22 protein-coding genes are annotated in these 23,656 nt (G+C 42.1%); 5 read left to right on the forward strand and 17 right to left on the reverse strand.

From position 1 onward, the window contains the following. The first annotated feature begins 720 nt into the window (after positions 1-720). A complete protein-coding gene (locus FFM78_RS10670) occupies positions 721-912 on the forward strand; it encodes a hypothetical protein (RefSeq protein ID WP_137638406.1) in 192 nt (63 codons plus the stop codon). A gap of 45 nt (positions 913-957) precedes the next feature. Here FFM78_RS10670 and FFM78_RS10675 read toward each other — a convergent pair whose 3' ends face one another. The 8 genes from FFM78_RS10675 to FFM78_RS10710 all read right to left on the reverse strand — a co-directional run bounded on the left by FFM78_RS10675 (position 958) and on the right by FFM78_RS10710 (position 9,093). Then, on the reverse strand, positions 958-1,533 hold the full coding sequence (locus FFM78_RS10675) for a nucleoside/nucleotide kinase family protein (protein ID WP_171001882.1): 576 nt from the start codon (positions 1,531-1,533) through the stop codon (positions 958-960). A gap of 21 nt (positions 1,534-1,554) precedes the next feature. Continuing rightward, a complete protein-coding gene (locus FFM78_RS10680; protein ID WP_137638408.1) occupies positions 1,555-2,106 on the reverse strand; it encodes an ECF transporter S component in 552 nt (183 codons plus the stop codon). A 73-nt stretch (positions 2,107-2,179) separates the two neighbouring features. Then, entirely contained in the window at positions 2,180-3,016 is an 837-nt protein-coding gene (locus FFM78_RS10685; RefSeq protein WP_137638409.1) for a pyridoxamine kinase, read from the reverse strand. 1 nt (position 3,017) lies between these two features. Further along, positions 3,018-4,364, reverse strand: a complete 1,347-nt coding sequence (gdhA, locus tag FFM78_RS10690) for an NADP-specific glutamate dehydrogenase (protein WP_137638410.1) — start codon at positions 4,362-4,364, stop codon at positions 3,018-3,020. 239 nt (positions 4,365-4,603) lie between these two features. Further along, positions 4,604-5,896, reverse strand: a complete 1,293-nt coding sequence (gene eno / locus FFM78_RS10695) for a phosphopyruvate hydratase (RefSeq protein WP_137638411.1) — start codon at positions 5,894-5,896, stop codon at positions 4,604-4,606. Between the two features lie 195 nt (positions 5,897-6,091). After that, a complete protein-coding gene (gene aroA / locus FFM78_RS10700) occupies positions 6,092-7,387 on the reverse strand; it encodes a 3-phosphoshikimate 1-carboxyvinyltransferase (protein ID WP_137638412.1) in 1,296 nt (431 codons plus the stop codon). A 13-nt stretch (positions 7,388-7,400) separates the two neighbouring features. Further along, entirely contained in the window at positions 7,401-8,576 is a 1,176-nt protein-coding gene (aroC, locus tag FFM78_RS10705; protein ID WP_137638413.1) for a chorismate synthase, read from the reverse strand. A gap of 19 nt (positions 8,577-8,595) precedes the next feature. After that, a complete protein-coding gene (locus FFM78_RS10710; RefSeq protein WP_137638414.1) occupies positions 8,596-9,093 on the reverse strand; it encodes a GNAT family N-acetyltransferase in 498 nt (165 codons plus the stop codon). 768 nt (positions 9,094-9,861) lie between these two features. Between FFM78_RS10710 and FFM78_RS10715 the strand changes: the two genes are divergently transcribed. Next, positions 9,862-11,247 carry an APC family permease gene (locus tag FFM78_RS10715; protein WP_137638415.1) on the forward strand — a complete coding sequence of 462 codons (1,386 nt, stop codon included), beginning with the start codon at positions 9,862-9,864 and terminating at the stop codon, positions 11,245-11,247. A gap of 443 nt (positions 11,248-11,690) precedes the next feature. Here the strand turns inward: FFM78_RS10715 and FFM78_RS10720 are convergent, their stop codons facing one another. Next, entirely contained in the window at positions 11,691-14,021 is a 2,331-nt protein-coding gene (locus tag FFM78_RS10720) for an ABC transporter ATP-binding protein/permease (protein ID WP_137638416.1), read from the reverse strand. Positions 14,022-14,200: 179 nt separating this feature from the next. On the opposite strand from FFM78_RS10720, the gene FFM78_RS10725 reads away from it, so the two are divergent. After that, positions 14,201-14,668: a MarR family winged helix-turn-helix transcriptional regulator gene (locus FFM78_RS10725; protein ID WP_137638417.1), complete on the forward strand. Its 468-nt coding sequence runs from the start codon at positions 14,201-14,203 to the stop codon at positions 14,666-14,668. Positions 14,669-14,802: 134 nt separating this feature from the next. On the opposite strand, the gene FFM78_RS10730 is transcribed toward FFM78_RS10725, so the two are convergent. Further along, entirely contained in the window at positions 14,803-15,201 is a 399-nt protein-coding gene (locus FFM78_RS10730; RefSeq protein WP_137638418.1) for a VOC family protein, read from the reverse strand. Positions 15,202-15,597: 396 nt separating this feature from the next. Between FFM78_RS10730 and sstT the strand changes: the two genes are divergently transcribed. Then, positions 15,598-16,890 carry a serine/threonine transporter SstT gene (gene sstT / locus FFM78_RS10735; protein WP_137638419.1) on the forward strand — a complete coding sequence of 431 codons (1,293 nt, stop codon included), beginning with the start codon at positions 15,598-15,600 and terminating at the stop codon, positions 16,888-16,890. A gap of 145 nt (positions 16,891-17,035) precedes the next feature. Then, positions 17,036-17,497, forward strand: a complete 462-nt coding sequence (locus FFM78_RS10740) for a VOC family protein (protein WP_137638420.1) — start codon at positions 17,036-17,038, stop codon at positions 17,495-17,497. Positions 17,498-17,566: 69 nt separating this feature from the next. Here FFM78_RS10740 and FFM78_RS10745 read toward each other — a convergent pair whose 3' ends face one another. From FFM78_RS10745 to FFM78_RS10775, 7 genes are all read right to left on the reverse strand, one after another. Continuing rightward, entirely contained in the window at positions 17,567-17,947 is a 381-nt protein-coding gene (locus FFM78_RS10745; protein WP_137638421.1) for a hypothetical protein, read from the reverse strand. A 10-nt stretch (positions 17,948-17,957) separates the two neighbouring features. Beyond that, complete coding sequence (locus tag FFM78_RS10750; RefSeq protein ID WP_137638422.1) at positions 17,958-18,269, reverse strand: acetyl-CoA carboxylase; 312 nt, start codon at positions 18,267-18,269, stop codon at positions 17,958-17,960. Then, on the reverse strand, positions 18,262-19,560 hold the full coding sequence (locus FFM78_RS10755; protein ID WP_137638423.1) for a Y-family DNA polymerase: 1,299 nt from the start codon (positions 19,558-19,560) through the stop codon (positions 18,262-18,264). Before FFM78_RS10755 ends, FFM78_RS10750 begins: the two co-directional genes overlap by 8 nt. A 127-nt stretch (positions 19,561-19,687) precedes the next feature. Further along, positions 19,688-20,791: a 5-methyltetrahydropteroyltriglutamate--homocysteine S-methyltransferase gene (locus FFM78_RS10760; RefSeq protein WP_137638424.1), complete on the reverse strand. Its 1,104-nt coding sequence runs from the start codon at positions 20,789-20,791 to the stop codon at positions 19,688-19,690. An 18-nt stretch (positions 20,792-20,809) separates the two neighbouring features. After that, the gene (locus FFM78_RS10765) at positions 20,810-21,925 is read right to left on the reverse strand and encodes a vitamin B12 independent methionine synthase (RefSeq protein WP_137638425.1); all 1,116 of its coding nucleotides are present in this window, start codon (positions 21,923-21,925) and stop codon (positions 20,810-20,812) included. Positions 21,926-22,258: 333 nt separating this feature from the next. Continuing rightward, positions 22,259-22,669 (reverse strand): prenylated flavin chaperone LpdD, encoded by a 411-nt coding sequence (gene lpdD / locus FFM78_RS10770; RefSeq protein ID WP_373280667.1) that lies wholly within the window; start codon positions 22,667-22,669, stop codon positions 22,259-22,261. A gap of 2 nt (positions 22,670-22,671) precedes the next feature. After that, a complete protein-coding gene (locus tag FFM78_RS10775; RefSeq protein WP_137638427.1) occupies positions 22,672-23,247 on the reverse strand; it encodes a UbiX family flavin prenyltransferase in 576 nt (191 codons plus the stop codon). Positions 23,248-23,656: the final 409 nt, after the last annotated feature.

Here is a 23,656-nt window from a genome sequence, read left to right on the forward strand (position 1 = left end):
TTTAACTAAATTTTGCGCTGAATATTAGTAAAGAATTATTAAAATTTCTTTTGCCGTACCCATCCAATCAACGCCCCAATACTTTTTATCCTAACAAACCCAACTTAACGTTAACTTAAATTAAACCAGATCCTGAAACCAATTTAATAGTGCCATCCCGATCACAGTAGAACGATCAAACACTCTGTCCAATTTTCAGACTAAAACGCGCGGGAAAATTAGTTTGCCACTACTTTTCCTGCGTGGATCTGGAACGTTTGTTCTCAAATTCATTCTAGCATACCTAGCTTAAGTTGCAAGTTAGCGAATTGAAAGTTTCAATTGAAAATAAGGGCTGAATATCGTTTCTTTTTCAAACGTTTTCATGAATAAAAACTTAGTGAAAACATTAAGGACTAGCACTTTAGGATAAACTTAGGGTTTGCCTAATATGATTATTTAAATTTGTGTTGCATTTCACTTGATAATCTAAAAAAGATACTGTAAACTATAATGTAAGCTGTTTCGTTAACCGTTTACATTGATTGATTGCGTTAAGCCGCTTCAAAAAATAATTTGAGCCAGATGCTTGCGTTAAATTAATTTTGGTTGTAGACTAGGCAAACGTGCTGGGCGTTACAAAAAAGTTAACGTAACAATGCAGTCACCGGCGGCTTTTTTGAATTAGCCGTTGGGACTAACTCACAAGGACATTTTCCTTGATACAAGGAGGTATACACCATGAAATTTGGTAATTTTAGTAATAGTTGGTATCGAATCTCGTTAGACACCGACAAACAAATTTTTTATGCAACTTCAAAACAACATCCAGAGCAAGTTGCGAGCGGTGTCACCATTGATGAGGCAGTACGTAAATTAGCGTTACAAGCACATCAACCTGTGACCCTTAATCATGCCGATCAAACGGCCTAACCCAAATAATATAGAAAAAGCGTTGTGTTTGAAGTGAAATTCACTTTAACACAACGCTTTTTTTATACCGTAATTTCCCATGATCGCATCAATTTGGGCTCTTGCCGTGGCCCATTCATCATTGACGATCACTTCAGCCTGTCTGGCCAATTGCACAGGTAACTGTAGATCACGTTTATACTCAGCACTAGCTAGCCGCCGTCTGATCATTTCCTGTTGATCACCGCGTTTAGCTAAGCGTGTCACTAATGCTGTGGTGTGTTTAACCGTCAAGAAAAGGGGGATCACCTGATCACCTAACGCTTCAACATACGTGATCGCACCTTTGGTATCCAGTACAATACTGGCATATTCACACTTGTGCCATGCGGCAGCTAGCGCCTCACGGGAAGAACCGTAATAATAATCCGCATATTTAACGTATTCAATATAATGTTTAGTAAAAAAACTAGTTGGTGTTTCAAAATAATACGCGCGGCCATTCTTTTCATTCGGTCGTGGTGGCCTTGTCGTGTGGGTGATCACCCGGGGAATCTGATAATACTTGGTTAAATAATGGCTAACAGTTGTTTTCCCGGTTCCAGTCGCTCCTGTGATCACAAATAAACGCTGCGGCAACAACGCCACCTCCTTCAAAAAATATTAAGCGCGGCGCACCGCCTTTAAACTACCTCGTAAGGCAAAGTATAGAATTGGTACGATAATTGCTGTGGAAATCGAATTGATCACAGTGGCCGGCAAGCTTAAAAAGGAATTGATCAAGGCTACCTTAAAGGAAGTCCCTACCATTAACGCCTCCACAATGGAAACAAAATAAGTCGTGACAATCTTGGTCAATCCAGCAATAATGCCCAAGCTGATAATATGGCTAGCCCGATCGTTATAGTTAAAAAGCTTAAATCCAGTGTTGACCACCAAAGCCACCACGATAACTTCCAGCATGGTCAACCATGATGTTGCAGCATAACCATTCAACAGATCAAATCCACCTAATCCAATAATACCAGCTAATGCCCCATTCCGGCCACCTAAAAATAAAATTGCTAATACAGTTAGCGCATTGCCAAAATGAATAAAGGGCCGCCCAACTAACGCTGGGATCGGAATCCGCAGAATTGAAATTCCAATAAAAATAATTGCTGCAAATAAACCAGTGAAAATAACTGCTTGTAAGGTGTTCTTTTCTTGACGCATATCAATCTCTCCCCAAAATAAGGGGCTGTAGCATTATTTTACCACAGCCCCTTTTCATCATAATTAAACTGACCTACAAACTAGCCAGCAATTGGTTAAAACCAGCCGCATAATCCACACCAAAGCGGATATCCGTCGCTGCAGTTGCCGTTCGTTTGATCGCTTGCTGAACAAAACGGATCGCTTGCTGGCTGGCAGTAGCTAAACTCAAGCCACGCAACCACAAGCCAAAACAAACACTAGCAAAAATATCGCCAGTCCCAAAATAATGACCCGGTAATTGTGGTGTTTGCCAATTCCAGGTCTGACCAACAGTGACACCCACCACCCCGTTTTGACCATCTACTAAAGGGATGCCAGTTAAAATAACGTTGGCTACCCCGAATTTAACGCTAACAGCAGTGGCCAATTCAAGCGCTGTAGCCAAAGTCAGTGGCCGTGAATCTTGTGGTTGTGCTAATAATAATCGGGCCTCAGTGACGTTAGGTGTGATCACAGTGGCATGGGGCACTAATTGCCGCATTGCTTCAACATAAGTGTGGTCAAAACCGTGATAAAGCTGACCGTTATCCCCCATTACAGGATCAATCAGAATCTTAGCATCCTTGGTTGCCAAATGAGCTAAATTCTGGGTCACAACTGGTAACGCCGCTGTACCCAAATAACCAAAATATAAGGCAGTAAACTTCAACTTAAGTGTCCGCCAATGAGCAATGATCGCCTGCATTTCCTGACTTAGATCAAGGTAAGTATTCGCCCCGAAACCACCTGTATGAGTCGACAATAACGCTGTTGGCAATATTGCCGGCTGTAAGCCCAACGCAGCGACGATCGGCAAGGCCACTCCTAAAGACACTTGACCAACACAGGATAGATCCTGACTGATCAAGACCTGATTAGGCAGAGTCATGTTAGACGATACCTTGGGCGTACATTGCGTCAGCAACCTTTAGGAAGCCAGCAATGTTAGCCCCAGCAACATAATCATCACCTAAGTTATATTGTTTAGCGGCGGCGGCTGATTCTTGGAAGATATCCTGCATGATCTTTTGCAAACGTTGATCGACATCGGCAAATGACCAAGCAAGTCGTTGACTGTTTTGGCTCATTTCCAAAGCAGAAACCGCAACTCCGCCAGCATTAGCTGCTTTAGCTGGTCCATAAAGTAGTCCAGCCTGCCGGTAAACCTTGATTGCTTCTGGCGTGCTTGGCATATTTGCACCTTCGGCCACTAATTGTGCCCCACCGGCGATCAATAACTTAGCCCCACTGGCGTCAATTTCATTTTGTGTTGCACATGGTAAGGCAATTTCACAATCAATCGGTGCTTCCCAAACAGAGCCAGTTGAATATTCGGCTGTTGATACCCGTTTAGCGTATTCACTGATCCGACCACGCTCAACTTCCTTGATCTGTTGGACGATCTTGTAGTCGATCCCTTGCTCATCATAAATATAGCCGTCAGAATCAGAAACCGTCACAACTTTGGCACCTAGTTCAGTCGCCTTTTGAATCGCATAAATAGCAACATTGCCGGCACCAGAAAGTTTGACTTTTTTACCACTTAAATCATCACGGTGCGCTTTTAACATGGCATCAACATAATAAAGTAAGCCAAAACCAGTTGCTTCGGTCCGGGCTAAGCTACCGCCATAACTGAGACCTTTACCGGTTAAAATACCACCGCTAAAGCCGTTTAAACGTTTATATTGACCAAATAGATAGCCAATCTCGCGACCACCAACACCAATATCACCGGCTGGCACATCAATGTCAGGCCCAATATGCCGTTGTAATTCAGTCATAAAGCTTTGGGCAAAGCGCATCACTTCACCATCAGTTTTACCTTTAGGATCAAAGTCACTACCACCTTTACCCCCGCCGATCGGTAAGCCAGTTAGACTGTTTTTAAGAATTTGTTCAAAACCTAAAAACTTAATTACGGAAAGATTAACACTAGGATGGAAGCGCAAACCACCTTTGTACGGGCCAATCGCCGAGTTAAATTGAACTCTAAACCCACGATTAACTTGTACTTTACCGGCATCATCAACCCACGGTACCCGGAATTGAATTGCTCGTTCTGGTTCAGTAAGTCGCCCTAATATATTGGCTTTAATATATTCAGGATGTGCTTCAAAAACTGGCGTAATGGTGGCCAGGAAATTATCTACTGCTTCAAGAAATTCGGTTTGGTTGCCATCACGCTGTGCAAGGGCCGCACGGACTTCTTTGATATATTCAGTTGCTTGTGACATATTTTGCCTCCTAATTTTGACTAACCGACAGGGTAGCGTTGAATTTATCAGTACTGTAATAAATTCATGCTAACATTATAGCACAGTTAAAACACTCATTGAATTATAATTTTGGATTCACAAAAAAACAAGACCAGTTAGCCAGTCTTGCTCAGAATTAGATTTCAGAATAACACAACTAAAAAATAAAAACGTAAAAAAAAAACAGATTATTAAAATAATCTGCTTTTTCAAATAGTTTAGTCAAAATCAACGTTGTGTGGGAAATGTGCAACGTGAGCTTGGCCACCAAGTTCTTCTTCAATGCGTAATAATTGGTTATATTTCGCAACACGTTCTGAACGAGCCATGGCACCAGTCTTCAATTCACCACCAGAAACGGCAACGGCAAAGTCAGCAACAAATGTATCTTCTGTTTCACCTGAACGATGTGAGATCATTGTTGTATAACCGTTCTTCTTAGCTAAGCGAATTGCTTCAACAGTTTCAGAAACAGTTCCAATCTGGTTCAATTTGATCAAGATCGAGTTAGCAACACCAGCCTTGATCCCCTTACGGAAGATTGATGGGTTAGTAACAAAAATATCATCACCAACTAATTGGACATGGTCGCCAACTTCTTCAGTGAATTTAGCAAAGTTATCCCAGTCATTTTCAGAGAAAGGATCTTCAATCGAAATGATTGCTGGGAATTTCTTCAATAAATCATTGACGTAGTAATCGCGTAATTGATCAGCATTGAATTTATGGCCTTCAAATGTATAAATGCCGGAATCTTGATCATAAAATTCTGATGAAGCAGCATCAAGTGCGATACCGATATCTTCACCAGGTACATAACCAGCTTGTTCAATCGCTTTGTAAAGCATTGTAACTGCTTCGTCAGTAGACTTCAAATCAGGAGCAAAGCCACCTTCGTCACCTAAGCCAGTTTGGAAGCCAGCTTCTTCCAAGACTTTTTTCAAAGTATGGTAAGTGTCAGCAATTTTTTCAATACCATCACGGAAGCTAGTCTTCTTGATCGGTGTGATCATGAATTCTTGGAAGTCGATACCGTTGTCAGCATGAGCACCACCATTGATAACATTATGGAATGTTTGTGGTAATTCAATGTTGACCCCACCTAAGTAACGATAAAGTGGTGTATCTAAAGAAAGTGCAGCAGCGCGTGCAGTAGCCATTGAAACGCCTAAAATAGCGTTGGCACCTAAACGTGCTTTGTTAGGTGTGCCATCCAAGTCGATCATAATTTGATCAATTGCAGCTTGGTTGTATGGTGAAACACCCTTCAACGCATCATTGATTTCTGTGTTAACGTTGTTAACGGCTTTGCTAACGCCTTTACCTAAAAGACGTTTGCCACCATCGCGCAATTCAGTAGCTTCTAATTCACCTGTAGAAGCGCCTGATGGAACGGATGCACGGCCCAAAGTACCGTCAGTTAAAACAACGTCAGCTTCAACGGTTGGATTACCGCGGGAATCAAAGACTTCGCGTGCTTTAACACTTTCAATTACTACTGATTTAGACATTAAATATGTCCCTCCTTAGTGATTATCGGTGTGATTAATTGGGCGACACCGGTGCCCATAATTCATCTAAAATGATATCATCTTATATTTCAAATAACAACAAAATATAATCAGTTTTTTTGAAAATAGAGTGAAGAAAACGTTTACTTTACGGTATTTATTTCAAATCACCTGAATAACGGCAACAACATGAGCTTAATCTAAAACGGTTTTTAAATCGGCAAAAAAATTCGGGTAGGAAACGTCGATCGCTGCGGCATCAGTCAACGTTAACTGACTGTCACTTAATAAGGCAGCAACAGCTAACATCAAACCGATTCGATGGTCGCCGTGAGAATCAACATAAGCATTAGTGACTGCGTGTAACGGTGTTGGTCCATGAACAATCATTCCGTCCGCTTTGGTTTCGATCTTAGCACCTAACTTGCGCAATTCAGTAGCAACGGTCTCGATCCGATCAGTCTCTTTGACCCGTAACTCCGCAGCATCACTAATCTCAGTGATGCCCGTAGCTTGGGTTGCCGCTAATGCGATCAACGGAATTTCGTCGATCACATTGGCAATTTCCGCACCATTTACTGTGGTTGCATGTAAGTGGCTTGATGTAATGATCAGATCACCGCTAGCTTCATCAGTTTGCGACACCACATTTTCCACCCGCAGATCTGCACCCATTCGGCTTAAAACATCTAAAAAACCAGTCCGCGTTTTGTTCAAACCAACTTGGGCCAACCGCAGTTCGCTGTTCGGGACCAGTGTCGCCGCTAAAGCGAAAAATGCTGCTGATGACATATCACCTGGAACCCGAAAATGTTGCGCAACGAAGTGATCCTGCGGATTGATCGTTAAGGTCAACCCTGTTTTTTGAATTTTTCCACCAAATTGTTGTAGCATACGCTCCGTATGATCGCGGGTCTGTGCGCTTTCAGTTAACTTAGAAGGACCATCTGCCTGTAAAGCCGCGAAAATCAACGCGCTTTTGACTTGAGCACTGGCTACCGAGATCGTCATTTCAACCGCATTTAAGTTTTGATTGGCCGCAATAGTCAAGGGTAAAAAATCATTATCAGTTGCGGTGATCTGCGCACCCATTTTGCTTAAAGGACCGATCACCCGCTGCATTGGTCGCTTACTTAAGGAAGCATCCCCAAAAAATTCGATGGGAAACGGCTGTTTACTGAACAACCCCATTAGTAAACGCGTTGAGGTTCCGGAATTACCAAGATCAAGCGGTGCTGCCGGCGCTTTTAAGCCCTTAAACCCAACACCCGTGATCATCACCTGATCACCTTCGCTGGTGATTGGTACTCCTAAAGCTTGAAAAGCCGCTAAAGTTCGTCGACAATCAGCAGAGAAGAGAAAATGATCGATCACCGTCGTTCCTTCAGCTAAAGCGCCAAACATAATACTACGGTGAGAAATACTTTTATCGCCTGGTACGATCAAGGTACCATGTAGACCTTGAGCGCTCCCAACTAGTGCTTTATCCATACTAATAGGCCCCCTAATACGCCGCTAATTCTTTACGATACGCCGTCACTTGTGCTTGTAGCCGCGGTAAAGCATCTGCATCAAATTTAGCTAAAACTGCTTTAGCCAAAGTGATCGCTACCATAGCTTCGGCAACCGCTGCCGCTGCCGGCACTGCCGTGGTGTCTGAGCGTTCCACATTAGCTTTATAAGCTTGTTTAGTGGCGATATCAACACTATTTAACGGTTTATATAACGTTGGGATCGGCTTCATTACCCCCTTAACAATCACCGGCTCACCATTGGTCATTCCACCTTCAAAACCACCTAAATGGTTGCTACCACGATAAAAGCCTTGTGCCGGCGTATATAAAATTTCATCCATATCCTCACTACCTGGATGCTCTGCTAAGCCAAAACCATCACCGAATTCAACGCCTTTAAAAGCATTAATGCTGATGATTGCTTGGGCCAGTTGTGCATCTAACTTGGTATCAGCACTAACAAAACTGCCTAATCCCGCGGGCAAATTAGTGGCAACCACTTCAACTACACCACCTAAGGTATCCCCGGCTTTTTTAGTCGCGTCGATCAAAGCACGAATTTTTGTCGCCGCAACCTCATCGTAAGTTCGCACATCACTAGCTTCCGTGACGGTCCGTAAAGTCGTCAGATCACCTAATTCTGGTAACTTAGCCGGATCAGCCTGAATGCCGCCTAATTGTTGGACAAACCCTAACACTTCCACGTCAATTGCCGCCAGCAACTGTTGGCAAACGCTACCTACTGCCACGCGCATTGTTGTTTCACGTGCACTAGAACGTTCCAACACATTGCGCAGATCATGTTGCTGATATTTTTGACCACCAACTAAATCTGCGTGCCCTGGCCGCGGTTTGGTCACTTGGCGAACTGTATTTTCTGCTGTTGCTACTGCAGTAGGACTCATAATGTCGTCCCAGTGCGCGTAGTCCCGGTTAGTGACCTGTAAAGTGATCGGTGACCCTAACGTTTTTTGATGACGCACACCTGACACGATTTCAACCTGATCGTGTTCAATCTTCATCCGGTTCCCACGACCGTAACCTTGTTGGCGGCGAGATAGCGCAGCATTGATCACATCCGCGGATAAAGTCACCCCCGCCGGAATTCCTTCAATCACTGCAGTTAATTTAGGACCGTGTGATTCTCCTGCTGTTGTATAGCGCATACTAACTCCTCATTTCTTTTTAAGCGATATGTTTACCTAAAATAATTAAATCACGTAATTGATCATCTAATTGTGCAACTTGGGGTAGCTTTCCCCACTGCTGGTAACCATTTTTACTAAACAAATTTAAACTGGGTAGATTCTGACCGAAAATAAAACCTAAAATATTATGAATGCCTAGGGCCGGTGCTTGCCGCTCAACAAAAGCCAAGCTTTGTTGTCCAACATGCTGACCGCGAAATTTCTCATCTAAATATAAACTAATTTCCACAGTCGCTTGATATGCGGCCCGACCATAAAAATCCGATAGGCTTAACCAGCCTGCCGGTTGGCCAGCAACTGTGATCAGCCATAAAGGTCGACGCCGTTGCTGGTGTTCCGTAAACCACGGCTCACGCTGAGCTACAGTAACCGGAACTAAATCTGCCGTCACCATTCGCCCGGCTATTGTTTGATTATAGACCTGTACGATAAAGGGAAGGTCAGTATGAACTGCCCGCCGAAATTCTACTTGCATTCAGATGCCCCCATACACAAAGTGTAGCCAATAATTATTTTAATTTGCCAACAATTTTAACGGAATAGGCCCGTAAAGTGTACCCCCACTCATCCTAAAAAATGCGCCTAATTTAGGGAATAAGAATACGACCTAGATCCTGACTAGACACGTTTTTAATTACTGGCTTAGCAAATAAAAGCCTAACATTGTTTAAAACGTGTGCTGACTAATTATTAAATATTTAACCATCTTTACGGCTAAATTGCTAATCTAACTTTAATTTAAATAAACAAATAATATACTGGAAACTGAATAAACTTAAAAATCAGTAACTTCAGTAATCGTTTTCTTTAGGATTCTGTTAGGCTTTATTCACACAAAATTCATACCTAGCTGTTATAGTATTAAGTGTTGGGAAAAGTGGTAACACAAAATTGCTAAGCGCCGTTAATTGGCTTGAAGGCCACTTGACGTATAAAAATTTTATGACCCACATTTAAAGTAAATCAGAAAAAACAGGTCAACCTAAAGATAGGAGCACCTACTACAATTAGTATACACAAATAAAGCGTAGCCAAAACAATGATTGCTGTGGCAGTCATTGTTTTGGCTACGCTTCTTTATCTGCTTATTTTACGCTTAAATGAGATGCTAATGTGATTTATCATTTTCTTTTCATTGTTACCTAGCTATGATATGATAAAAAGCAGCAACGACACGAGTTCTGCTAGGTAGTCACCCGTGACTTACCGCCGAATTCAACCATTTTATGGAGGGGGAAATGATTTGTCGATTAAAGATAAGATTTGGCAAAAACAAAGTTTGGAAAAGTACTTAGCTAAGGACAACCAGTTTATCAAGTCAATGAATGCATTTGACTTGATGGCACTGGGAATTGGGGCAGTTATTGGAACGGGGATCTTTATTTTGCCTGGTACCGTAGCGGCGTTAAAGGCGGGTCCCGGGATCATGTTATCCTTTGTGGTCGCCGCAATTGTCTGTTCACTGGCAGCAATGTGTTACGCCGAGTTTTCGTCGGCTATGCCGATCGCAGGCTCGGCCTATTCCTATGGTAATGTTATTTTCGGTGAATTAATTGGCTGGATTCTTGGCTGGGCCTTGATCCTTGAATACATGTTGGCTGTGGCCGCAGTGTCCACTGGCTTTTCTGCTTACTTCAGTTCATTACTTCAAGGTTTCGGCTTGGCTATTCCTAAGATATTCAGTGGTCCATTTGATCCAGCTCACGGCACTTATATCAATCTTGTCGCTATTATTATTGTTTGGTTGATCACTTGGTTGTTAAGTCAAGGGATGCAACAATCAGTGCGGGTCAATAATTTAATGGTCATCGTTAAAATTAGTATTATTATTATTTTTCTGGTCGTTGGGGTTTTCTATGTCAAGCCTGCTAACTGGCATCCATTCTTACCTTTTGGTAAAATCGGTATTCTGCAAGGAGCTTCTACTGTTTTCTTTGCCTACTTAGGTTTTGATGCGGTTTCTTCTTCCGCAGCTGAAGTTAAAAATCCGCAGCGTAACATGCCGATCGGGATCATTGGCACTTTATTAGTTGCCACAGCCTTGTACATTTTAGTTGCCGTTGTTTTAACCGGAATGGTTTCCTTCCGTGAATTAGATGTGGCTAATCCAGTTGCCTTCGCTTTACAAAAGGTTGGCCAAAATTGGACGGCCGGAATTATTTCATTAGGTGCCTTGGCTGGTATGTTCACGATGATGGTCACTATGATCTACAGTAGCTCACGTCTAATTTATTCTATTGGACGTGATGGCCTATTACCAAAATTTTTAGGCCAATTGCAGGGTAAACACCACTTACCTCAACATAGCTTGTTAGTCGTGACCGTGATCATTTCATTTTTAGGTGGTTTAGTGCCCCTAGATCAGTTGACTAGTTTAGTTAATATTGGTACATTGGTTGCTTTCACCTTTGTCTCAATCGGTATTATTCCCTTACGCAAACACACCGAAATTCAGCATGATGGTTTCCATGTGCCTTGGTCACCAGTTTTACCGATTATTTCCGCAATTGCGTGCATCGGTTTAATGTTGACTCTATCCTTAGAAACCTGGATTGCTTCTCTGATTTGGTTTGTTATTGGTTTAGGAATTTACTTTTCTTATGGTATTCGCCACGAAAATATTTCGTGATCTACTCCCTAAAAAAACACTACGACTTATTCGTCGTAGTGTTTTTTATATTTTGAACTGACAACCATACTCCTTTTTATAATTTTGTTTGGCAAGCTTATCTATTTGACCTGCGCACCCATTAAAGATTTTTTGTCGCCAATACCCGGTACATAGCGGTAATACTGGACTCCCTATCCTCATATTAATTGCCCCTCCCTACGGAACATATTTAGCATACCATGAAACCCTTTACATATTGTTAAGCATTAGCATTTTCTAACAAAAATAATTAGGCTTACTATAAAATATTATCTTTTAAGACTTTAAATATCGTTAAAGCCCGTATACATCGTTCTTTCCAGAAACAAATTCTTTACTTTAATATACGCAGTTTCTCAGTGTTTTCTTTCTATAAAGAATCAAAAAACAGGTGATCCAATTGGTCACCTGTTTTTTTAAAATTATTCTGAACGTAAAGCAATTGCTGCATCCTTTTTAGAAGCCATTCGTGCTGGTAAATGACCACCAATAATCGTTAACACCGTACTTAAGGCAATTAAAATCAGTGCATGTACTGGGTTAAGTTGCGCAACATTGGCCAGATCCGTCATGCGGTACAAAATACTATTGATTGGGAAGGTTGCTAGATAAGCAATCACCACGCCAAGAATTCCAGAGGCTACACCAAGGATTCCCGTTTCGGCATCAAAAACACGTGTAATATCCTTTTTACGCGCACCTAATGCTTTCAATACGCCAATTTCCTTGGTTCGTTCTAGAACTGAGGTATAAGTTAAAATACCGATCATGATCATACTGGTTACCAATGAAATACCAGCAAAAGCCACCAAAACATAAGTGATCGCATCCATTAGGCCACCAGTTAAATCAGTCATTGTGCCGGCCAAATCAGTATAAACGATTTTATCGGCCTTAGACTTGCCTTTATTGTATTGATTTAAATAGTGTAAGACATGATCTTTATCTTTGAAATTATTAGGATAAATTAAAATACTGGCCGGTACGCTACTACCACCAAGGGTTGCTATTAGTTGTTGTTTGGTTTCTGCAGTAAGCGTTTCACCAGTCAACACACTTTGATTGGTTTGTTTTTGAGCCTGGACGATTGCAGAATCGCGATTATCTTGGATCACTTGCCGAACTAATTTATCGGAATAAGCGATACCTGGCGCTAACAAGCTCATATTGGTACTCTTTTTAGCCCGGATCACCCCAACGATTTTTAATTGGCGCTGACTATTATTATAAGCAGTAGTTAAATTTTGTTGCGGCACAAAATTTCCTGTTGGTAATTTTTGATAATAAGCATTATTGTTGGCCACCTTGATAGTTGTGCCAATAATCTGGCTATAATTTACTTTCTGACCATTTTTAACGGTAAAACCAAGATTAGTTAATGCGTTGATATTGGTATGATTTTTACTATCCACTACTAAAACAATATCCGTTGCCTTCTGCGGATAACTTCCTTGCAACACCTTATAATTTGCTTTAAGAAAGTTATTTTGACCAGATTTTAGCGGTTCCGGAAAGACTGAGACCCCAACTCCGGAACTGGAAGAAAGACTTTGCTGAAGATTTTGACCACTACCATCCGCATTGGAGAATTTAACTGTGCTAACTTTACCATTAATTTGCCGCAATAAATTCATACCGGTTAAGCGGGTATAGCCAATATTATTGCTGTATTTAGGATCAATATTTTTAATATACTTGAGAAACTTAGGCGTAAATTTATTAGTATGTTGAGCACTTTCACTTTGATCTTTTGCGGCCACTAAGTAACCTTTATTTTTGGCGACCTTATCAGAACTATCTGCAGCAGTCTGGGCCTTAGATTGATCCGTTGCCACTTGAGAAATCGTGATCGGAAATTTAGCCAAGGTTTTGGTTTGGGTTGCGTCGATCTGCTTCTGAAACCCATTAGATAAACTTAAAACAATGGCAACACCAATGATTCCGATACTGGAAGCAAACGCAGTAAGAAACGTGCGCCCTTTTTTTGTTCGAATATTATTAAAGGATAATTTGATGGCTGTCGCAAAGGTCATTTTGGTGCGCTTTAATTTAAAATCACTGTTAGTCGTTTTTTCTTGATATGGATTAGAATCTTCCTTGACTTGGCCATCCGCAAATTCAACGATCCGATCAGCGTATTCGTGGGCCAAATCAGGATTATGTGTGACCATTACGACCAGGCGCTCCTGGGCTAGTTCACGGATCAGCTCCATGATCTGAACACTGGTTACTGTATCTAAAGCACCAGTTGGTTCGTCACAAAGGAGAATGTCTGGATCATTGACAATTGCTCGAGCAATCGCCACACGTTGCATCTGGCCCCCAGATAATTGATTGATCGCCTTATTAATATGTTCACCTAAGCCAACACGCTCCAGAGCAGCAACCGCTTTCTTTTTACGTTCAACTTTACCTACTCCGCTTAAGGTCATCCCCATCTCAACATTATCGATAAGGCTTAAATGGCCGATCAAATTATAGCTTTGAAAAATAAACCCAACTGTATTATTACGGTAAGCATCCCAATCCGTTTCTTTAAATTCCTTAGTCGAAGTGCCATTGACGATCATATCTCCAGAATCGTAGCGATCAAGACCGCCTAGCGCATTTAACATTGTCGTCTTACCAGAACCACTAGGACCTAAAATAGCAACAAATTCTTGGCGGCGAAAAGCAATCGATACATCATCTAACGCCTTAGTCACTGTATCGCCAACTTGGTAATATTTTTTAACGTGCTGAAGCTCGAGCATACTATCCCTCTTTTCTTCTAAACTGCTTCCGATTCTATCAAAAGGCTTTACAATCGTCAAATATTCATTATCATTAATAGTTGATATAAAGTTGGCACTGATTACGCTATTGCGTAAAAGCGCGGCTAAGTTTTTTTATACTACTTTTCCATCATGTTAAGAAGGAGCTGCCACAACCTATGCAGGAAAATGAGAACGCAACCGCGTTATTTGAATTAATGACTATGTTGAATCAAATCATGTTTGATCCAAAAATGATTCAAAATGTTAAGCTTTCCAAAAACGAGCTTTTAATTTTATCCTTAGTCAGAAACACTGACAAGATCATGATGTCGGCTTTGGCAACTGCCATTGGAACTTCACCTGCCCAAATTACCCGTTCTGTGACCAGCCTAGAAAATAAAAAATTAGTGCAGCGAAGGATCAACCCCAAAAATCGACGCGTGATCAACGTTACTTTAACCGTCCAAGGTGCCGCACTATTTGCACAACATGAACAGGCGGTCCAACTAAAGTTGCAGCAGCGCTTAGCACACATTTCAACTATGGATTATAAGGAACTCAATCACGCACTACAACAAGCTGTTTCCATTTTAAAGCATTCAAACTTAACGACCAATACTGCTGACCGCAACAATGTCAAATAACACACAACTAGGTAATTACCATTAGTGATACCCGCCAACGATATATCGTTTAAATAGCTTTGGTCCACGCAAAAAAGCGGCAACTAAGCTGATAGTTCCCAATTAAGGACGATCATCTAGTTGCCACTTTTTATTTACATTGCCATCCAGCTGGCAGACAAAACATTACCATCAGGATCTTTAACTTCTAGCTCATACATTTGGTCCTCCGGAATACCGAGTTCAACATGATAATATGAACCCCCATTTGCCGCCGCTGTAGCCGCAAATTCTTTGACAGCTGCCACACTATCAAAACTCAAAGCGGTCATACTTCCACTGACGCTTTGCGTAGCGGCAACCGTTTGTTCCTGCAGAAATTGGGCATAAAAGTCATGTGTCAGCAACATGAGCCAGATTGTTTCACTCCACATCATGCCGACACCATTTTCATCAGAAAAATCTTTATTCTGCTTAAATCCTAGAGCCGTATAAAACGCAATTGAACGCTGCATATCTGTCACAGGCAAGTTCACAAAAACCATTTTTGCCATCATGCACCTCCTGAGTTATTTTTGTTACACCATTATTATGGCAAGGATAACTGACGCTGGCAATCAATTGGCCTGTTTCTACGTATTTAGAATAACGACTCATTTTTTTATCTCCATACAAAAAAGCCTCCAAGTTGGGAGACTTGGAGGAACTTTTCTATGGTTGATAGATCTATCTTCTATATAGTAACCATTGTTGCCTGCAGAACGCAAGTAAAAGTTGCTTTTTATATGAATTTCGCTTGACACCGACTTACACCGCCAAAACTGGCTAAAAATAATTTAAACTAGTTAACCTTGGACCAAAAGATGAGCAAATTATTAAAATTAGTTTATTTTTTTCTCATAATCCTTTATACTTTTACCTAATACAAAAAAGATTGTGAGTTGAAAGTTATGTGGGCACGAATTACACGGATCTCTTTGATCAAGCGGATCCTGATCGGTATTATTGTTGGGGCAATTTTAGGGATAACAATTCCTAGCTGGACTTGGCTGGAAATTTTGGGTGATTTATTTGTTAATTCCTTAAAAGCTATCGCCCCATTGCTAGTTTTCATGTTGATCATGTCTTCAATGTCAAAGCATGAAAAAGGCGCACAAACGCATATGCGTTCGATCGTTGTCTTATATTTAATGGCAACGTTCATTGCTGCATTAGTCGCAGTTGGCGCCAGTTACTTGTTCCCCGTTGATGTGGTTTTGCCAAAGGGCGCAACCAGCGCTGCGGCTAACGCACCAAAGGGAATCTCGACCGTGATCAATAGTCTATTCAATAACGCCATTGAAAATCCCGTCAAAGCCTTAACCGAAGGTAATTACTTGGCCCTGCTAGTCTGGGCTAGCCTGATCGGTATCGGTTTGCGACCATTTGGCGGCACCACCAAAAAACTGGTTAGCGACTTTTCCAACGCGATCACCAACGTTGTCCAATTTATTATCCAATTAGCACCAATCGGTATTGTCGGTTTAGTTTTTCGTTCTGTAGCACAAACTGGTTTAAGTGGTTTAGCGCGTTATGGACAACTTATCCTATTAGTCGTTGGGACCATGGCCTTTGTCGCTTTAATCGTTTACCCAGCAATGGTTTGGATCATGACCCATCAAAACCCATATCCATTGACCTTGTTTACACTGCGCGAAAGCGGCATTCCTGCATTCTTCACCCGAAGTTCGGCGGTTAACATCCCCATCAATATGGATCTTAGTCGGCGGTTAGGTTTAAATGAAAAAACTTATGCCATCTCCATTCCTTTAGGCGCGTCGGCCAATAGTGGTGGCGCTGCTATGACCATCTCGATCATGACGTTGGCCACCGCACATACACTAGGTATCAGTGTTTCTTTCCCGATGGCTTTCTTACTTTGTCTATTATCCGCCATTTCGGCCACCGGCGCCTCTGGTATTGCTGGCGGCTCACTGTTATTGATTCCACTGGCTTGTAGCCTATTTGGTATTTCCAACGATATCGCCATGCAAGTGGTTGGTGTCGGTTTTATTATTGGCGTGATTCAAGACTCAGTTGAAACGGCAGTTAACGCCGCCAGTGACATTCTTTTCACCGCTACCGCAGAATTTGCGGATCTACGGCGAGCAGGAACACCCGTCAATATTAGTGAACGTGTCCGGCAAGCACGGGCAACCGAAGCTGGTGACGTCACTACCATTATTGAAGAACATACGGACTAGATCCATTAATGCTGACTGCTTTTACAGTCAGCATTTTTTATGTTCTCCACTAAAAAAACGTAGACAAAGCGGTTGATTTCGTTATAATGAGAACGGTATCATTGCTAGTGTCCGACAATTAACTAACGCAAAGGAGTGTTACGCAATGCAATCACGTCTCTACCCTTATCTTGCCTTTACCAACGCTAAAGAAGCCTTGGCCTATTACGAAACCGTTTTTGGAGCCACTAATATTTATCGGCTCGCACCATCACCAGAACAAGCACAACAATTTGGCCTACCTGCTGATGCTGACCTTAACAATATGACTATGCACGCTGGCTTTACTATTCTAGGCGTAGATTTGCAATGTGCCGATGCCTTCAATGGCGCCGTTACTGCTAATAAACAGATCACTTTAATGCTGGACATCAATAATGAAGATCCTGCCAGTGTAGCTGCTGCCGACGCTTTCTATGCTAAAATTGCCGCATCTGACCAAGTCGAAATTTCAATGCCCTTCGCCGAACAGTTCTGGGGCGGTAAAATGGGCCATTTCACTGATAAATACGGCGTCAATTGGATGTTACACACACAACCTTGGTCCCAAAACTTAGGCCAAAAATAATAATGCACAGTAGTCAATACGAGAAGTTGGTACTAGGTCAAGTCATACTTGATTTAGTGTCAACTTTTTTTACATCAATGTAACGTGCTTAATCGCCGCTAGTACTAACCAAACAATTTTCTGTTGGTCAGTCTGAATCCCGATCTCATTATCCGCCATACCGACAACTGTTCCAGTCAATGCAACCACCCGCTCGCCATCCTCTAATTGATTAAGTTGCAGATGAACAGGACGCTGAGTTTGCCACGCTGCAAAAAGGCTTTGACTGATCATAGCCAGCGGTTGTGCTGCTAATTGAGCTTCTGGCACTTCAGCGGCGTGCATTTTCTGTAAGGCGCTAGTGTGATCAGATAAATAAAAGCCCCCCCACTTCAACATACCGCGATCATGATAGTGATATTTAAAAAAATCAGCGGCGACCTGTCTATCCTTAGCCTGATGTAAAATCATTTCAATCCCCCTACTGAATCAAAGTTTGTTTTTGGGGCCAACGTAATGTTGCAAAGTCGACAAAATTAAAAGTTAACTGTGTCGTTGACCGCAATAAAACAATCACTGCTTCTAAATAATCTAATTGATACACTTGTAAACGATGTAATGGCAGTGAACGTTCACGTTGATGTGGTGCTTGACTGTTTAAAAAGAAATTATAAGTTGGACCATAAATATTATTCACTATCTCTATCTGGTAACGATGCCGTGCTTGCGGCTTGAAATAAATAGCTAACCGTTGCTGAATGAGCTTAGCTGCTTGCTGTGGTGTCTCAATCATAACTATTCCCCCCATTATGACCGCCAACTAAACCTGCACGCGCCAACATGGTGCCACCAGGCAATAAACTACTAGCCGGGAATAATGCTGTAGTCCCAAAACGACGGCGAACCTGATCCAGCACCCGCTCAAAGCGCATGTTTTTTAACTGTCGTTCCGGGTCCTGAAATAAATTGAGCTGTAAGCCAGTATCCGGCACTAAGTGAGAAACAGAGACGGCAATATGCCGAATAGCCTGACCAGCCCAAGCACCACGAAATAGCGTTAACAAATGATTGATCAATTCATAACTGCTGGCGGTAGGCTCAATCCGCAATGAATGACTAAACCCACTACGACCATCTGTTTGCGCGGCAGCATGCGCAAAGCCAATTCCTAAACTAACGCAACCAGCCTTTTGATAGTGCCGCCGCATTCGCGCAGTAACTTGCGTGGCAATTTCGCGTAAAACTAACTCAATTTCACCTTGTTTTAAATAATCGCGCGGCAAAACTTGCGAGTTACCCCAGCTTTTGTCCTGAGGCGTTACAACCTCATGCAGTTGACTGCGATCAATGCCCCACGCCAACGCAAATAATTGAGTTCCAATTATTCCCATTGCCTGCTGTAATTCGTACGGATCGATCAACGCCAGATCCTGCATACTATGAATACCCAGATGTTGTAAATGAATGGCAGTCCGGCGACCAATACTCCAAATCTTAGTTAAATCTGTCAGCGGCCAAACTTTAGTAGCCATTGTGGTGTAAGTCAATTGGCCGATCAAGTCGTGATCGTGCTTAGCAAATAAATCTAGTGCCAACTTAGCCTGAATTGGATTCTCACCAATGCCCACCGTTGTGTATAAACCAAGTTTATGCCGAACCGTTCGCTGGATGGTTCGTGCTACTGCTAGTGGCGTTGGGCCAAATAGATGCCACGAATGCGTCATATCTAAAATTGATTCATCAATTGAATATGGGTAACAGTCTTCATCGGCCACAAAAGAACGAAAAATTTGGTTGATCGCAATATTCTTCTCAATATATAAATTCATTCGCGGCGGTACCACCATTAATGCTGGCGTAACCGGCACTTCATATTGACGAGAAACATTACTGATACCAAAACGTTTTTTGGCCTGCGGTGAAGCGGCTAGCACCAGCCCACTACCAGTATTATCGGCTTCCGACATCACCACTAAAACGGAGCGCAGTGGATTCAAACCACGCTCAACACTTTCAACACTGGCATAAAAGGATTTATTATCGATCATAAAAAAAACACCATGGGGTTCATTTGTATAATCCATTTGGCCCACCTCGATCTAACTTAATTCCATTATAGGAACATATGTTCGATTAAGCAAGTCATTTTCCCCAAAAAATAAGCCAAGTTAAAACTGACTATAAACAGTTTTAACTTGGCTTATTAAATAGTTAGACTTCTGGCCAAACACTTTCTGCTACTTGCTTGACTAGTTTTAATTTTGCCCATTGGTCGGCAGCCGTTAGCTTATTACCTTCTTGGGTAGACGAAAAACCACATTGCGGGCTTAAACAAATTTGATCCAAGGGCACGTATTTAGTTGCTTCTTGGATTCGCTGCTGCAGAGCAGCCGGTGTTTCTAATGCTGGTGTTTTTGACGTCACTAGACCTAAAACGATGCGCTGATCATGTAAATTAGCCAATGGCGCAAAACTACCAGAACGTTCATCATCAAATTCTAGGAAAAAGCCGTCAAAGGCCGTGATCGCCAACAAACGTTGCGCAATTTTAGCATAAGAACCGTTGTACAACCATTGTGATTGAAAATTACCCTTGCACAAATGAAAAGTGATCGCCATATCAGCAGGCTTAACCGTCAAAGCAGCCTCAGTAATATCGCCGAATTCCTGCACTAATTCATCTGGATCATAACCATTTTGTTTGATCAATTCCCGAAAATGCTGGTCAAATAACGCCCCCCAACTAGTATCATCTAACTGCAAATAACGGCAACCAGCCGCATAAAACGCCAAAATTGCGGCTTGATAAGTAGCGACCAGATCCGCTTTAAATTCATTCTTTGACGCATAAACGGGATGATCATGGTACTTGCGGGACAAAATAAACGAGTCGAGGAAGATCATATTCGGTCCAGGAATCGTCTGCTTAGCCGTTGTAGTTCCGGCATGAGCTTGGGTAAAGCGAAAATGATCAAGGAAAGGATGATCGGCGGCAAAAGATAATTTACCACTAACGTAAGTGCCCTGTGCTTCAGCCTTAATGCCGAAAGCAGTGGTTTCAAAATTATAAACAGTGATCCCGTTTAAAGCAGCGATAAAATCTAGATGCCACCACCGCCGCCGAAATTCGCCATCCGTCACTGCTTGCAAACCGATCTCCTTTTGCTTGGCGATCACTTTAATGATCTCGGCGTCTTCGACTTGGGTCAATTCAGCCTTACTGATTTCGCCAGCGGCAAATTTTGCCCGAGCATTCTTCAAAGCTTGCGGCCGCAATAAGCTGCCAACTTGATCATAACGATAAGGAACTGTCATTTAATTTATACCTCCAAATTAAGCTTCCGGCCAAACTTTTTTCGCCGTCGCGATCACTAATTGTAACTTAGCCCATTGTTGCGCTGCAGTTAACTGATTACCTTCTTCAGTAGAGGCAAAACCACATTGTGTTGACAACGCTAAATTAGCTAACGGCACGTGCGCGGCCGCTTCGTGAATCCGTTTAATCAACGTGGCTTGGTCTTCTAATTCAGGAAACTTAGAGGTCACCAAACCAAGCACGATTCGTTTATTGGTATCATTGTGCCAAATCTTTGCTAATGGGGCAAAATCGCCGGCACGGTCGTTGTCATATTCCAAAAATAAACCATTATAGTTTAATTGACCTAAATAATCTGCGACCACGTCATAGCCACCAGAAAACAGGAAGGTGGAGCGGAAATTACCACGACAAATATGGGTAGTGACCGTTAAATCATCTGGTAAGTCAGCTAATAACTGATTGACAACATAAACTGTATCTTCAGCGATCTGCTGATATTGTTTTTGAGCAGCCGGATCATTTTTGCTGGCATTCAAGCGGTCGATCAAAAAAGCCCAAGTCGTATCATCTAACTGAATATAACGACAACCAAGCTCATAAAAACGCAACAGTGTTTTATGATAAGCGGTTGCTAAATCATCTAAATAAGCTTGATGATTGTTGTAGAACTGCGGTGCATTATCGCTACGATTATCCCGAAATAACATACTCGGTGACGGAATCGTCTGTTTAGCAACTACTCCTGCTGGGACTAAGGACTGTAAATAAGTAAACGCCGCAAAGAACGGATGATCAGGATTATAAGCAACTTTACCGGTTAACGTAACGTTGTCAGTCCGGGTTTTGCTGCCATGAAATTTATAGCTCTTTTCATAATCATACTTGTCAACGCCATTGAGCCCCCATAAAAAGTCTAAATGCCACCACGAACGACTAAATTCGCCGTCGGTCACAGCATGTAAACCTAGTTCAACCTGTTTGGCAACGATTTTTTTAATTTCCGCTTGTTGAACATTCTTTAAAGCCGCGGCGTCGATCCCACCAGCTGCCAATTGTTGGTGTGCTTGCTTTAATGCTGGTGTCCGCAATAAACTACCAACTTGATCGTAACGATAAGGTGCTGTTGTCATTATAAATTCCTCCTAAAAATTCAATTTCATTAAAAAAAGCCCTTGACTAAACGTCAAGGGCGACAAAAAATCGCGGTACCACCTTAAATATGAAATAATTGAATATTTCCTCAGTGAGCAGAAAAGCTCAGCGCGATAACGAGCGCTTAATCGTCTGCAGTTCACCTACGCTTACCACAAATCTCACCAAAGACCATCTTCAACTGCTTGACCGACTTCTTTTCACTAACCAGAAGCTCGCTGACGGTGCCACAATTTACTCATCTTTTTCTAATCAATATTTAATTACTAGAGTACCGCGGAAGAAGCGACTTGTCAACGGCGAACTTTTTTCTATTTTGGTTGCTCCGTTTGCCCATAATATTGCGGTGCTGAAGCTGTCACCGGCTGTTGTTGTAACCACAACTTTATTTGTTGCCCTAAAACACGTGCCATTGGCGCTGCAGCGTTGATCTGTTGCTGACTGATCTGATCAATATGCACACCAGCCGTGATCGTACAGCTACCAGCGACCTGAGAACGAATTTGTTGCATTAAAGTTGTCGCCAACACATCATCTTTATGCAGACGGCCGTCATGACTTGGAAAACGTACGGTTGCTAACTCGGTAGCTACCCCAAACGTGGTCACCGTGCCAATATGCGGATGATCACCGCCAGTGATTGTGATCAATAGATCAGGCCCAATTTGCTGAACGTCAGCCGTTATCGTATAACCGGCTTGCGTAACCTTAAAAGTCATTATCTTCATTTGGTCACGCCATCTCCTTGCCAACGTGGTGCAGCATGATTAGGAATCGCCAATGCATCGAGTAACTTCATTGTTTGATGATTAACTAAAGCTTGAATCGTTTGCGGATGATCATAAAAAGCTGGAATTGGTGGAATAATTTGTACCCCTAAACGAGCTAACTTAGTTAAGTTTTCCAAATGGATCACACTTAAAGGTGTCTCATGCGGTACGATCACTAATTTACGCTGTTCCTTCAACGCCACATCAGCTGCCCGCGAAATTAAGTTTTCACCATAACCACTAGCAATACCCGCTACCGTTTTCATACTGGCTGGCACAATGATCATCCCATCATTGAGAAACGAGCCACTAGCAATTGCTGCGCCTTGATCATTAATATTGTAAGCAACGTCAGCCAATGCCTGAACTTGCTTTAACGTAAAACCGGTTTCCAATGCCAAATTTTGCTTAGCCCACTGACTTAACACCAAATGCGTCTCCACCTCAGGAATTTGTGCCAACTTTTGTAATAGATCGATGGCATAAATCGTTCCTGAAGCGCCAGTAACACCAATAATAATACGCCGCATGTTAAAGCCTCCATTTTTTTATTGTTTCGTTTAGTATGATCGTGTTGAAAATAGTTTGGTGCTTAATTTTTTATTGTCTGCTATAACCGAACTTGCGCAAACGTGTTAAAAAAAGCAACTTATTACGTGTAGCTACGCAAGCCAAACGCATCACTGCGTGCTGCTTATTGTCCTGCTAGGCTAAGACACTCCCAACTGAGCTTGCGCAAACGTGTTAAAAAAAGCATGATTGGCGGCCTTAGCTACGCTAGTCGAACGAGTCACTGCGTGTCTCTTATCGCCCAGCTAGGCTAAGGCACCAATCATAAACTGAACTGAACCCCCAGAATTGGAGAAATCCAAATCTGGGGGTTTTATCATGTTTTCAAAAGAAACAAAAATTAAGGCTGTATTTGAATTAATTCAAGGA

Source organism: Loigolactobacillus binensis (assembly GCF_005405165.1).
Lineage (GTDB): Bacteria > Bacillota > Bacilli > Lactobacillales > Lactobacillaceae > Loigolactobacillus > Loigolactobacillus binensis.